Consider the following 12500-nt stretch of genomic DNA (forward strand, 5'->3'; position numbering starts at 1 on the left):
GTCCATTGCCGGAGGGAGTCACTCCTCGGGTCGGTGTTGGCCCCCTGAGGGGCAGGACGCAGGGTGCGCCCCGGAGAACAGAGTAAACAGCGGGACCCTGATTAGGGCAGGCTCAACCGGCCGTGTGGTCGACGGCACCGTGCTTCTCGGTGAGGTCGCGCAGCGCACGGGCATCCCGGATGGCCTGGTCCCTGGCGATACCGGGCTGGATGCCCATGGCGGGCAGGCTGGTGCCGTCGGCGAGGTCGAGGTGGACCCAGGGGTCGCCCTCGCGGAGGTTGACGCGCACGACCTGGGCCCAGGCCAGCTCGCGCTTGGTGGTGAGGTTGACCACCGTGACGCCCTCCTGCCGCGCCACCACCTTGGGGCGGCTGAGCAGCAGGAGGACGGCGAGCACCAGCAGCCCGGTGACGACGAAGCTCAGCCGCTCGCCGCCGGTCAGCTTCGGCAGCAGCAGCGCGATCACGGTGAGGGCGGCGAGCTGGGCGATGCCGACGGCGTACAGGACGACCCGGGTGCGGGTCGGCCGGAACGTCACCGGGAGGCTGGGCAGGGGCGCGGACACGTCGTCGGGTCTTCCGTGGTGGAGGCAGCGGTGCGTACGGGGAGCAGGAGGTGCCGGGGCCGGGGCCGGCCGCGGGTCAGAGCCGGCAGGCGTGGATACCGGTGGTCAGGATCGCACGGGCGCCGAGGTCGTAGAGCTCGTCCATGATGCGCTGGGCGTCCTGGGACGGGACCATCGAGCGGACCGCGACCCAGCCCTCGTGGTGCAGCGGGGAGACGGTCGGCGACTCCAGGCCCGGGGTGAGGCCGACGGCCTTCTCGACGTGCTCGACCCGGATGTCGTAATCCATCATCACGTACCGGCGGGCCACCAGGACGCCCTGCATGCGGCGCAGGAACTGGCGCACCTTCGGGTCGTCGTCCGGCGCGCCGGTGCCGCGGATGACCACGGCCTCGGACTTGAGGATCGGCTCGCCGATGATCTCCAGCCCGGCGTTGCGCAGGGTGGTGCCGGTCTCCACGACGTCCGCGATGATCTCGGCGACGCCGAGCTGGATGGCGGTCTCCACGGCGCCGTCGAGGTGGACGACGGAGGCGTCCACGCCGTTGTCGAGGAGGTGCTGACGGACCAGGCCGGAGAACGAGGTGGCGATCGTCATGCCGCCGAACTCGCTGACGTCCTTGGCGGTACCCGGACGGGTGGCGTAGCGGAACGTCGAGCCGGCGAAGCCGAGCTGGAGGATCTCCTCGGCCGGCGAGCCGGAGTCCAGCAGCAGGTCACGGCCGGTGATGCCGATGTCGAGCTTGCCGGAGCCGACGTAGACCGCGATGTCGCGCGGGCGCAGGAAGAAGAACTCGACCTCGTTCTCGACGTCGACCAGGACCAGTTCCCTGCGGTCCTTGCGCTGGCGGTATCCGGCCTCATGGAGCATCGCCGACGCAGGCTCGGACAGTGAACCCTTGTTGGGGACAGCGATGCGCAGCATGAGAGCGAATTCCTTTGCACTGAGGGGTGTTGCGGAGGGTGCGGGTGGTGGATCAGAGGTGGGCGTAGACGTCGTCCAGGGAGATGCCCTTGGCGACCATCATGACCTGCAGGTGGTAGAGGAGCTGGGAGATCTCCTCGGCGGCGGCCTCGTCGGACTCGTACTCGGCGGCCATCCACACCTCGGCGGCCTCCTCGACGACCTTCTTGCCGATCGTATGGACACCGGCCTGTACCAGCTCGGCGGTACGGGAGGTGGCGGGGTCGCCCGTGGCGGCCTTCTGCTGGAGCTCGGCGAAGAGCTCCTCGAACGTCTTCTTGGACATGATGGTGACCACCCTACGCGGTGAAAGTGCGGCGGCATGCAACGCCTCGACCGAAGGGTGGTGGCGGGCGACGGGTGGGCGCGCAGCGCCTCGGCCGAAGGTGGTGGCGGGCGACGGGTGGGCGTGCGACGCCTCGGCTGAAGGGTGGTGGCGGGCGATCAGCGCCAGGGCTCGGACACGGTCCGCAGCGTCGCGGCGGTGGCGACGGCGGCGGTGACCGCCTCGTGGCCCTTGTCCTCGGTGGATCCTTCGAGGCCGGCGCGGTCAAGCGCCTGCTGCTCGGTGTCGCAGGTCAGCACGCCGAAGCCGACCGGTACGCCGGTGTCCACCGACACCTGGGTCAGGCCCTGGGTGACGCCCTGGCAGACGTAGTCGAAGTGCGGGGTGCCGCCCTTGATGACCACGCCGAGGGCGACCACCGCGTCATAGCCGCGACCGGCCAGCACCTTGGCGACGACCGGCAGCTCGAAGGCGCCGGGCACCCGCAGCAGGGTGGGCTCGTCGATGCCGAGCTCGGTCAGGGCGCGCAGTGCGCCGTCCACCAGGCCGTTCATGACCTGCTCGTGCCATTGCGCCGCGATGACGGCCACCCGCAGGTCGCCACAGTTCTTCACGGTCAGTTCGGGTGCGCCCTTGCCGCTCACGGTTCTCCTCTTACGGGTGGTGGTGCCGGTGCTGGTCTTACGGGTGGTGGTGCTGTCTCAGGGGTGGTGCCGGGTGGTGGCGTGATGCCGGGTGGCTACTGGTGGTCGCAGGTGGTGGTGGCGGCAGGGGGTGCGGCGTCCGCCGCTCCGGCCGCCCCCGTGGTGGCAGCGGGGTCCAGCCAGGGCAGGTCGTGCCCCATCCGGTCCCGCTTGGTCCGCAAATACCGCAGATTGTGCTCGCCGGCCTTGACGGGCATCGGCTCCCGGCCGGTGACCCGCAGGCCGTACCGCACCAGGGCTGCGGTCTTCTCGGGGTTGTTCGTCATCAGGCGCAGCGAGCGCACCCCGAGGTCCTGGAGCATCTGCGCGCCCGCGGCGTAATCGCGGGAATCGGCGGGCAGGCCCAGTTCGAGGTTGGCGTCCAGGGTGTCGCGCCCGCGCTCCTGGAGTTCGTAGGCGCGCAGCTTGGACAGCAGTCCGATGCCGCGTCCCTCGTGGCCGCGGAGGTAGATCACCACGCCCCGGCCGGCTTCGGTGATCCGCTGCAGCGAGGCCGCCAGCTGGGGGCCGCAGTCGCAACGCAGCGAGTGGAAGATGTCCCCGGTCAGGCACTCGGAGTGCACCCTGACCAGGATGTCCTCGCCGTCGCCGAGCTCGCCCGCGACCAGCGCGATGTGCTCGACGCCGTCGACGGTGGAGCGGTAGCCGTACGCGGTGAACTCGCCGTGTGCGGTGGGCAGCCGGGTGGTGGCCTCGCGGCGGACGGTGGGTTCGGACGACTGCCGGTAGGCGATCAGGTCCTCGATGGAGATGATCGACAGTCCGTGCTTACGGGCGAACGGCACCAGTTCCGGCAGCCGCAGCATCGTGCCGTCCTCGCCCGCGATCTCCACGATGGCGGCGGCCGGGCGCAGTCCGGCCAGCCGGGCGAGGTCGACACCGGCCTCGGTGTGGCCGTTGCGGACCAGCACCCCGCCGGGCCGGGCGCGCAGCGGGAAGATGTGGCCGGGCCGGACGAAGTCGCCGGCGACCGACTCGCCGGAGGCCAGCAGCCGCAGGGTGGTGGCGCGGTCGGCGGCGGAGATGCCGGTGGTCACGCCGTGCGCGGCGGTGGCGTCGACGGAGACGGTGAAGGCGGTCCGCATCGACTCGGTGTTGTGCTCGACCATCTGCGGGAGTTCCAGCCGGTCCAGCTCCGTGCCCTCCATGGGGGCGCAGATCAGACCGCGGCACTCGCTCATCATGAAGGCGACGATCTCGGGGGTGGCCTTCTCCGCGGCGACCACGAGGTCGCCCTCGTTCTCGCGGTCCTCGTCGTCCACGACGACCACGGGGCGGCCGGCGGCGATATCGGCGATGGCCTGCTCGACGGGGTCGAGCGCCAGGGAAGCCTCGTCGGCGTTCTCGGTGTCATACCAGCTCTTGAGGGCGGTCATGCCGCTGCTCCTTCCAGGACGGTGCGGCCGGCGGCGCGCGAGCGCAGCCACCAATCGCGCATGCCCCACACGACGAGGGCGAGATAGACGACGTAGACGAGGCCGGAGAAGGCGAGGCCGCTGCTGAAGGCGAGCGGGACGCCGACGAGGTCGACCAGCAGCCAGGCGCACCAGAACTCGACCAGTCCGCGGGCCTGGGCGACCATCGCGGCGAGCGTGCCGACGAAGATGTAGGCGTCCGGCCAGGGGTTCCAGGACAGCTGCGGCAGCAGGGTGAACAGGGTGCCGACGGCCGCGGTGCCCAGGGCGGTGCCGCCCAGCAGCAGACCGCGCTCGCGCCAGTCGGCGAAGCGTACGGCGATGGAGCCGTCCTGCGCCTGCTGCCGGCCGCGCTGCCACTGCCGCCAGCCCCACAACGCCACGCCGATGACCAGGAGTTGCTTGCCGACGCCGCCGCTGAGGTGGGCGGAGGAATAAGCGGCGACGAGGATCACGCCGGAGAGGAACTGGGCGGGCCAGGTCCAGATGGAGCGCCGCCAGCCGAGCGCCAGGGCGGCCAGACCGATGGTGTTGCCGATCATGTCCGACCAGATGACGTGCTGTCCGAAGGCGGTGAAGGCCACGCCGTTCAGCGAGTCGAGGGCGCTCACCGGTCCATCTCCTTGAGCTCGTCGAGAGCCTTGAGGTCGCCGCTGCCCCGGCCGAGCAGCCGCTCGACGTACTTGGCGAGGACGTCGACCTCGAGGTTGACCGGGTCGCCGGCCTTCTTGAAGCCCAGGGTGGTCAGGGCGAGCGTGGTGGGGATGAGGCTGATGGTGAAGAAGTCGTCCCCGGCCTCCACCACGGTCAGGCTGACGCCGTCGACCGTGATGGAGCCCTTCTCGACGACATAACGGGACAGCCCGGCCGGCAGCGCGATCTTGACGATCTCCCAGTGCTCGGCGGGGGTGCGGTCGACAAGGGTGCCGGTGCCGTCGACATGCCCCTGGACGAGGTGTCCGCCCAGCCGTCCGCCGAGCGCCATGGGGCGCTCCAGGTTGACCCGCGAACCGGGGGCCAGCGCGCCGAGGCTGGAGCGGTTCAGGGTCTCGGCCATCACATCGGCGGTGAATTCACCGTCGGCGGTGTCCACGACGGTCAGACAGACGCCGTTGACGGCGATCGAGTCGCCGTGCTTGGCGTCCTCGGTGACGACGGGGCCGCGCAGCCGGAAGCGGGAGGCGTCACCGAGGTTGTCGACGGCGACGACCTCACCCAGTTCTTCGACGATTCCGGTGAACACTTCAGTTCTCCTCGGGGAGGGCGTGGCGGATGGGAGTGGCGGTGATGCGCAGGTCGGGTCCGAGCCGTTCGGTGTCGGTCACGTCGAGCCGCAACGCCTGGGCGATGGTGGTGATTCCGGCGTCGCCGACGGCGGCCGGTCCGGCGCCGAGCAGCACCGGGGCGAGATAGCCGACGACCTTGTCGACGGCCTGGGCGGCGAGGAAGGCCCCGGCGAGCGTGGGGCCGCCTTCGAGCAGGACGGAGCGCACCTCGCGCTCGTACAGGGCCTGGAGCAGTGCGGGGATGGACAGCCCGCGTCCCGCTGCGGCGCGGGGGAGCCGCAGGAGCGGGGCGAGACCTTCGAGGTGGCCGGCGTCGGCGTCCTCGGCGACCGCGATGAGGGTGGGGGCGGTGCCGTCCAGGACGCGGGCGCCGGCCTTGACGGCGGTGGCGCCGGAGTCGACGACGACCCGCAGCGGCTGGCTGATCTCGTCGTCGGCGAGTCCGCCGATCCGGGCGCCGAGCTGCGGGTCGTCGGCGCGGGCGGTGCCGGAGCCGACGATGACGGCGTCCGCGGCGGCCCGCAGCCGGTGCACATCGGCACGTGACTTGGGCGAGGAGATCCAGCGGCTGGTGCCGTCGGCGGCGGCGATCCGGCCGTCGAGGGTGGCGGCGTACTTCCACAGAACGAACGGGCGGCGGCGCAGGACCGAGGTCAGCCAGGCCTCGTTGCCGGCGGCGGCCTCGTCGGCGAGCAGTCCGCCCTCGACGTCGATACCGGCGGCGGCCAGGGTGACGGCGCCGCCGGTGGCCGTCGGATTGGGGTCGGAGACGGCGTAGACGACGCGGGAGATCCCGGCGTCGATCAGCGCCTGGGCGCAGGGACCGGTGCGTCCGGTGTGGTTGCAGGGTTCGAGGGTGACCAGTGCGGTGCCGCCCCGTGCCAGCTCGCCCGCGGCACGCAGGGCATGGATCTCGGCGTGCGGCCCGCCGGCCCGCTGGTGCCAGCCCTCACCCACCGTGCGGCCTGCGGGGTCCAGGATGACGCAGCCGACGACCGGATTCGGGCTGGTGTGCCCGAGGCCGCGCGCGGCGAGCTCGATGGCTCGGCGCATCGCCGCGGCCTCGACGGGGGCTGAGGTGGCCACCGGGTCCTCCTGCCTCTCAGGGCACGGACTCCGGGGCTGTCTGGACGACAGAAAGCGGAACAACGCCACGGGGAACACCGCGGCCGGAAAGGAGAACCCGTCCGGAAGGAATCCGGACGCGCCGCCGACGGCGGTGTACCGAAGCTGGCCCGCCGCGCACTGCCTCCCATCCGGACTTTCACCGTCGGTGCAGGAATTTCACCTGCTCAACCGGCCGCTGGCTGCGGACGGGTCGCGGACTGTTACCGCCGGTTCGGAATTACACCGACCCCGGAGTGCGCTGCTGCTTCTTATGTCAGTACAGCTTCAGTCTGCCACGGCCGGTAGTCGCCCATGCGGGCGAAGCGCTGTGGGCTGCCTCACAGCACCCGGCGCGCCGCCTGTCACAGACGGCGCGGGTGATTCGTCATAGCGGAGGAGTACGCGTCCCTTCTCCCCCAAGGACTGATCCGCGATGGCGACAATTCTGGTGACCGGCGGCACGGGCACACTCGGGCGGGTCCTGGTCGGCCGGCTGCTCGACGACGGCCATGACGTCCGGTCGCTGAGCCGGCGGCCGCACACCGGAACGGCACGCCCGCGCCCGCGTTCGTACGCGGTCGACCTGCGGGACGGCACGGGCCTGCCCGAGGCGGTGACCGGCGTTGACGCGATCGTGCACTGCGCCTCGTCACCGGCGGGCGGGGACGCGGAGGCGGCCGGGCGGCTCATCGCGGCGGCGAGGGCGGCGGGCGTGGCGCACCTGGTGTACATCTCGATCGTCGGCGTGGACCGCGTCCCGATCCGCTACTACCGCACCAAGCTCGCCGTGGAGCGCCTGATCGAGGACTCCGGTATCGGCTGGACGGTGCTGCGGACCACGCAGTTCCACCACCTCGTGCTCGACGTGATCAAGGCGGGGGCCCGGTCGCCGGTGCTCCCGGTGCCGACGGGCGTACGGGTGCAGCCGATCGAGGTGCAGGAAGTCGCCGCCCGGCTGGCCGAGTTGGCGGCCGGCGAACCGGCCGGGCGGGTCACCGACATGGGTGGTCCCGAGGTGCTGGACGCCCGGGATCTCGTGCGGGCCACGCTGGAAGCGGGTGGGCGGCACCGGCTGCTGATGCCGCTGTGGCTGCCGGGCGCGTCCGCCGCGGCACTGCGCCGCGGCGGCAACCTCACCCCGGAGCACGCCGACGGTCTGCGGACCTACGCCGAATTCCTCGCGGAGCGTACGGGGGCCGGGGCCCGTCGATGACCCGCCCGCGCGGGGCGGGCAGCTCCTGCCGCCGGCGAGGTCAACGCACCACGGAGGCAAGGCGGTTGGCGCGCACGCAGGGACCTCACCGGCTCACCCCGCTGAGGTGAACAGCTCGTTCTGTGCGGCCTCGCGCGCGGCGAGGACGGCGCCGCGCAGCACCGCCCGCCCTCCGACCGCCCCCGCGCGGACGTCGGTGCGCAGCGGGGAGAGCCGGGCCAGCTGCCCGGCGACCCGCCCGGCCAGCTCCTCGCCGCCGCCCCGGCCGATCTCCCCGCCGAGGACGACACACCCGGGGTCGAGCACGGCGCACACCGCCGCCACGCCGAGGGCGATCCGTGCGGCCAGTGCGTCCAGGAAGGCCGCGGCGCCGGCGGAGGCGGCGGACGGGGTGGACACGGCGGACACGGCGGCGCGTACGACGGCTTCGGCGGGCGGGGCGTCCGCGTCGGCTTCTTCGGCCTCGGAAGGCGGGGCGTCGGCGTCGGCGTCGGCGTCGGCGTCGGCGTCGAACGAGGGTGGATGCACCACCGTGGGCGCGGGGCCGGTCCCGGTCGGCAACAGGCCGTGTTCCGCGGCGAGGGCGCAGATCGCGGCGGAGCCCGCCAGGGAGTGGAAGCCGCCGTCGCAGCCGCTCGCCGAGGGCAGCGCGGCGGTGCCGGGGACCGGCAGAAAGCCGATCTCGCCGGTGCCGCCCGAGGCGCCCCGCCGCAGCGTGCCGTCCAGCACGACCGCGGCGCCGGTGCCGTGGCCGAGCCAGAGCAGGACGAAGGTGTCGCGGTCGCGGGCCGCCCCGGCCCGCTGCTCGGCGAGGGCGGCGAGATTGACCTCGTTCTCCAGCAGGACGGAGACGGCACGCCGTGTGCGCAGCGCGTCGACCAGGGCGACATGCCAGGACGGGATCCAGTCGGTGCCGCCGAGCCGCCCGGTCGCGGGGTCGACCAGGCCGGGGGCGCCGACGGCGATGGTGTGGGGGTGGTGTGCGCCCGTCGCGGCAAGGGCCTGGTCCACGACGGCGAGGGCGGTGGCCACGGCCGCCTCGGGCGTGTCGTCGGCGCCGACGGGGGCGGTGCGCTCGGCGCGTACCTCGCCGAGGAGGTCGGCGACCGCGACGGTGACACTGTGCGTCCGCAGATCGAGGCCGACGAGATGGGCCCGGTCGGCGACGATTCCGTAGAGCCGGGCATTGGGGCCGCGCCGCCGTGCGCCGCTCTCGCCGACCACGGCGATCAGCCCGGCCCTCTGCAGGCGTTCGACGAGATCCGCCACGGTCGGCCGGGACAGACCGGTCAGCGCGCTGAGCTGACTAGCCGTCAAGGAACCCTCGGACTGCAGGAGTTCCAGCGCAAGACGGTCGTTGATCAGCCGTGCGGTGGCCGGGGAGGCGGTGCGGCCGGCCGCCTCCGCGCGCGGTGCGTGCATGGCGTGGATCTTCCCTCCGGTCGGGTCAACACCTTATTATCAGGCAGGGTTCCTGATAATTTACCTGCCATGGCTGGCACCGGTGTCCCCCACGACGTCACCCCGCTTCCCCGCAATGAGCTGCGGCGCGCGCGCCGCTCCGTGGCCCTGGTGTTCCTCATCCACGGCTCGGTCACCGGCAACTTCGCGACCCGTATCCCCTGGATCCAGGATCACACCGGCATCTCCCCGGGCCGGCTCGGCCTGGCCCTCGCCTTTCCCGCGATCGGTGCGTCCCTGGCGATGCCGCTGGCCGGCCGGATCAGCCACCGCTTCGGCGCCCGCACCGCGCTGCGCGGTCTGCTCGCCCTGTGGACCCTGTCGCTGCTCCTGCCCGCCCTCTCCCCCGGCCTGTACACCCTGTGCCCGGCATTGCTGCTGTACGGCGCGGCCGCCGGGACGTCGGACGTCGCGATGAACGCGCTGGGTGTGGAGACCGAGGACCGGATCGGCAAACCGATCATGTCGGGGCTGCACGGCATGTGGAGTGCGGGCGCCCTGCTCGGCTCGGCGGCCGGCACCGTGGCCGCACACGCCGGGTGGGACGCCCGGCTCCATCTGGCCGGCGCGGCGCTCGTCCTCACTCTGCTCGGTGTGCTCGCCTGCCAGGGGGTACTGGACCTGCGCAGCGCCCCCGAGGAGCATCCGCCGCCGCGCTTCGCGCTGCCGCCGAAGTCGGCGCTGCTCATCGGGGCCATAGGGTTCTGCGCGGTCTTCGCGGAGGGCGCCGGCCTGGACTGGTCGGCGGTCTACCTCCGCGACGAACTGGGCACCGATGCGGGCCTGGCGGCCGCGTCGACCACCGCCTTCGCCTGCACCATGGCCGCCGCCCGGCTGGCCGGGGACAAGGTGGTGGCCCGCTTCGGCCCGGTGCACACGGTGCGGGCCGGCGGGGTGCTGGCCGCGGCGGGCGGCCTGCTGATCATCGCGGCCCGGCATCCGGCCATGGCCATGGGCGGGTTCGGCCTGATGGGCCTCGGGATCGCGGTCGTGGTCCCGCTGGCCTTCGCGGCCGCCGGGCGCAGCGGCCCCGCGCCCAGCCAGGCGATCGCGGGTGTCGCCACGATCACCTACGCCTCCGGGCTGATCGCCCCGTCCGCGATCGGCGGTATCGCCCAGGCGACCTCGCTGACGGCGTCGTTCATGCTGGTGACGGCGCTGGCGTGCGGGCTGGTGCTGGGCGCGCGGGTCCTGCGGGCGCCGAGCCGTACGGCATCCGGCAGCACCCGTGCGATGACCGGCGATCTGGAACGGTCGTGAGCCTGGTTGCTCCGGACCGGAGTGGGCGGCGGCCCGGAGCCGGGCAGCTCCGGGCCGGAGAGGGCTGCGGCCGTGAGCCCCGCGGCTCCGGATCACCGACAGCTGCGGTCGTGAGCCCGGTCGCTCCGGATCGCCGACGGTCAGGCAGCGTCCGCCTCGGCGCCCGCGTCCGGCTCCTCCGGCCGGAGCAGCTGCGCCGCGATGTTCCGGGCGCGGTCGGACCAGGGGGTGGGGCGCAGCGTCTGCGCATCGACGCGGACCAGCACCCGGTGGCCGTGGGCGTAGGTCTCGCTGCCGTCGGCCGAGCAGATACGGAAGCCGTAGGTGAGGCCGGTGCGGCCGAGGCGGGCGACCCAGAGGTGTGCCGCATAGCGGCCGGGACGGGTGAGGGGACGCTCGTAGGAGACCTGCATCTCCTTGATGACGTTGCACATATCGCCCGCGGCGGCCCAGTCGCCGTCGAAGCCGAAGCCCCGGCCGTGCCAGTACTCCGCCCAGGCGCGCTCGGCCAGCAGCGGGTAGCGGGAGTTGTGGAGCATGCCGAGCGCGTCGAGGTCGTCGAAGTGGACGGTGACGGGGACCAGTTCGCCGTACGGAACGGTGGTGGTCTGGAGGGTTTCGACGCTCACGGGTGGTGCTCCTGGGGTCTGGGTGCGCCGGGCGGCGCTGTTGATGCGGATGGTGCCGACGGTGCGGTGACATTCGTATGACGGACCGAGGCCATCTGACGGACCGAGGCCATCGTAAGCGGCCGCTTAGGATGCTCCGCCCGCCGGGCTGGACGTCCCGGTGGCCAAAGCCGGCTCCGTGGCGCCGGTGCGGGGCCGTGACCGGGGCGCGGGCCGCCAGGTGGCGACGAGCGCAAGGGCCAAGAGGAGTTCGGCGATATCACCGCCGTAGTACATGATTTCCGCGCCACCTCGGACCTGGTCGACAGGAGCGTGAATGTCGACCAGGAAGCCGCCGTACATCAGCTGGGAGATCACCGCATGCACCGCGATCGCGACGCCGAGGCAGGCAAGGCGGGCCCGCACTCCGGGACGTGCGGGCGCGGGGTCCGGCCCGGCGACGGCGTGGGCGAACAGGCAGCCGGACAACAGGAAGTGCGCGTGCAACAGCCAGTGCCCGGCCGGGATGCCCATGGTCGCGTGATACAGGGGTGTGAAGTACAGCACCGCAAGGCTGCCGGTGGAGAGCGGCAACGCGACGGCCGGGTGAGCGAGTACCCGGGCGGGGCGCGTGCGCAGCGCCGTGGTCAGCTGCCGGGCGCGCGGGGCGGGCAGGACGCGCAGCAGGAGGGTCACGGGAGCGGCAAGGACGAGGGCCAGGGGTGCGTACATCCCGATGAGCAGGTGCTGCGCCATATGGCCGCGGAAGTCGGCGTGGGCGAAGGGCGCCAGAGGCGGGAGGAGGGCTACGGCCAGCAGGACGAGGCCGGACAGGAAGCTCACCGCCCGCCGTCGCCCCCACCCCCGCGCCGGATTGCGCCGACGGGCCCGGTGGGCCAGGAGCAGGTAGGCGACCGCGGCGAGCAGCAGTCCGAGCGCGGGCAGCAGCACCCCCGCCCATCCTCCCGGGGCGGCGTGGCCGTGGAGGGGCATGCCGTGACGCATCATTCGCTCCGGGTCCGGGCTTTTCGGCCGTCGGCAACGGCGTACGGATCGAAGGCCGGACCACTGCGCTGGACCAGGTAGCCGCCGATGAGCAGGAGCAGGCCCAGGAAGAGGAAGCCCATGTCCCACCAGATCCGGTAGGGGCCGCCATGGACGTGGTGGATGCCGAGGATCTGGTGGTCGAGAAGCCCTTCGACGAGGTTGAACAGTCCCCAGCCGGCCAGCATCCAGCCCCACAGCGCCCGGGAGGTCCACACACGGCGCCGGTGGTGGGTGACACGGGAGTACAGGAGGGCCAGGCCCAGCAGCACGGCGAGCCAGCAGATGACGTGGAAGACGCCGTCCCACACCGTGTTCATCCGCAGGCCCGAGACCGTGTGGGGGTCGTAGTACCGCACGCCGATGCGGTCGTCGTTGGTGCTGGTGAGCATGTGGTGCCACTGCAGAAGTTGGTGCAGCAGGATGCCGTCGACGAATCCGCCCAGCCCCACGCCCAGCACGAGACCCGGTAACTGCAGGCTCGTGGGCGCCGCGCCCGCCCGGGTCTCTGCGGTGGTGGTGGCCATCGAATGCCTCCCTACGCCGGTGCTTCGGGTCCGTGACCCCGGAACACCACGTGTTCCCTG

At 72.5% G+C, this 12500-nt stretch carries 14 protein-coding genes and 1 riboswitch; of the genes, 2 read left to right on the forward strand and 12 right to left on the reverse strand.

The genetic code is table 11. From position 1 onward, the window contains the following. Nucleotides 1-112: 112 nt before the first annotated feature. The 8 genes from CFW40_RS05355 to ribD form a co-directional block, all read right to left on the reverse strand. Nucleotides 113-565, reverse strand: a complete 453-nt coding sequence (locus tag CFW40_RS05355; RefSeq protein WP_088796699.1) for a PH domain-containing protein — start codon at nucleotides 563-565, stop codon at nucleotides 113-115. A 76-nt stretch (nucleotides 566-641) separates the two neighbouring features. Beyond that, entirely contained in the window at nucleotides 642-1490 is an 849-nt protein-coding gene (gene hisG, locus CFW40_RS05360) for an ATP phosphoribosyltransferase (protein WP_088796700.1), read from the reverse strand. A 52-nt stretch (nucleotides 1491-1542) separates the two neighbouring features. Further along, nucleotides 1543-1815 (reverse strand): phosphoribosyl-ATP diphosphatase, encoded by a 273-nt coding sequence (locus CFW40_RS05365; RefSeq protein WP_046929067.1) that lies wholly within the window; start codon nucleotides 1813-1815, stop codon nucleotides 1543-1545. A gap of 158 nt (nucleotides 1816-1973) precedes the next feature. Continuing rightward, a complete protein-coding gene (gene ribH / locus CFW40_RS05370) occupies nucleotides 1974-2459 on the reverse strand; it encodes a 6,7-dimethyl-8-ribityllumazine synthase (protein WP_086720683.1) in 486 nt (161 codons plus the stop codon). A gap of 95 nt (nucleotides 2460-2554) precedes the next feature. Beyond that, nucleotides 2555-3895 carry a bifunctional 3,4-dihydroxy-2-butanone-4-phosphate synthase/GTP cyclohydrolase II gene (locus CFW40_RS05375; RefSeq protein WP_088796701.1) on the reverse strand — a complete coding sequence of 447 codons (1341 nt, stop codon included), beginning with the start codon at nucleotides 3893-3895 and terminating at the stop codon, nucleotides 2555-2557. Next, nucleotides 3892-4545 carry a nicotinamide mononucleotide transporter family protein gene (locus CFW40_RS05380; protein WP_088796702.1) on the reverse strand — a complete coding sequence of 218 codons (654 nt, stop codon included), beginning with the start codon at nucleotides 4543-4545 and terminating at the stop codon, nucleotides 3892-3894. Before CFW40_RS05380 ends, CFW40_RS05375 begins: the two co-directional genes overlap by 4 nt. Further along, nucleotides 4542-5177 (reverse strand): riboflavin synthase, encoded by a 636-nt coding sequence (locus CFW40_RS05385; protein WP_088796703.1) that lies wholly within the window; start codon nucleotides 5175-5177, stop codon nucleotides 4542-4544. Before CFW40_RS05385 ends, CFW40_RS05380 begins: the two co-directional genes overlap by 4 nt. A 1-nt stretch (nucleotide 5178) precedes the next feature. Continuing rightward, complete coding sequence (gene ribD, locus CFW40_RS05390) at nucleotides 5179-6306, reverse strand: bifunctional diaminohydroxyphosphoribosylaminopyrimidine deaminase/5-amino-6-(5-phosphoribosylamino)uracil reductase RibD (protein ID WP_176956565.1); 1128 nt, start codon at nucleotides 6304-6306, stop codon at nucleotides 5179-5181. Between the two features lie 152 nt (nucleotides 6307-6458). Next, a riboswitch (FMN riboswitch) is annotated at nucleotides 6459-6589 on the reverse strand. A 171-nt stretch (nucleotides 6590-6760) separates the two neighbouring features. Here ribD and CFW40_RS05395 point away from each other — a divergent pair. After that, nucleotides 6761-7540 (forward strand): SDR family oxidoreductase, encoded by a 780-nt coding sequence (locus CFW40_RS05395; RefSeq protein ID WP_088796704.1) that lies wholly within the window; start codon nucleotides 6761-6763, stop codon nucleotides 7538-7540. Nucleotides 7541-7633: 93 nt separating this feature from the next. Here the strand turns inward: CFW40_RS05395 and CFW40_RS05400 are convergent, their stop codons facing one another. Further along, entirely contained in the window at nucleotides 7634-8962 is a 1329-nt protein-coding gene (locus tag CFW40_RS05400) for an ROK family transcriptional regulator (RefSeq protein ID WP_088796705.1), read from the reverse strand. 69 nt (nucleotides 8963-9031) lie between these two features. On the opposite strand from CFW40_RS05400, the gene CFW40_RS05405 reads away from it, so the two are divergent. Further along, nucleotides 9032-10261: an MFS transporter gene (locus tag CFW40_RS05405; protein WP_088796706.1), complete on the forward strand. Its 1230-nt coding sequence runs from the start codon at nucleotides 9032-9034 to the stop codon at nucleotides 10259-10261. Between the two features lie 140 nt (nucleotides 10262-10401). Here the strand turns inward: CFW40_RS05405 and CFW40_RS05410 are convergent, their stop codons facing one another. The 3 genes from CFW40_RS05410 to CFW40_RS05420 all read right to left on the reverse strand — a co-directional run bounded on the left by CFW40_RS05410 (nucleotide 10402) and on the right by CFW40_RS05420 (nucleotide 12440). After that, nucleotides 10402-10890: a thioesterase family protein gene (locus CFW40_RS05410; protein ID WP_176956564.1), complete on the reverse strand. Its 489-nt coding sequence runs from the start codon at nucleotides 10888-10890 to the stop codon at nucleotides 10402-10404. Nucleotides 10891-11016: 126 nt separating this feature from the next. Then, nucleotides 11017-11862: a cytochrome c oxidase assembly protein gene (locus tag CFW40_RS05415; protein ID WP_088801927.1), complete on the reverse strand. Its 846-nt coding sequence runs from the start codon at nucleotides 11860-11862 to the stop codon at nucleotides 11017-11019. Between the two features lie 11 nt (nucleotides 11863-11873). After that, nucleotides 11874-12440 carry a DUF2243 domain-containing protein gene (locus tag CFW40_RS05420; protein ID WP_088796707.1) on the reverse strand — a complete coding sequence of 189 codons (567 nt, stop codon included), beginning with the start codon at nucleotides 12438-12440 and terminating at the stop codon, nucleotides 11874-11876. Nucleotides 12441-12500 lie beyond the last annotated feature (60 nt).

Origin of the sequence: Streptomyces sp. 2114.4 (assembly GCF_900187385.1) — a bacterium.
In the GTDB taxonomy this organism is placed as follows: Bacteria; Actinomycetota; Actinomycetes; order Streptomycetales; family Streptomycetaceae; genus Streptomyces; species Streptomyces mooreae.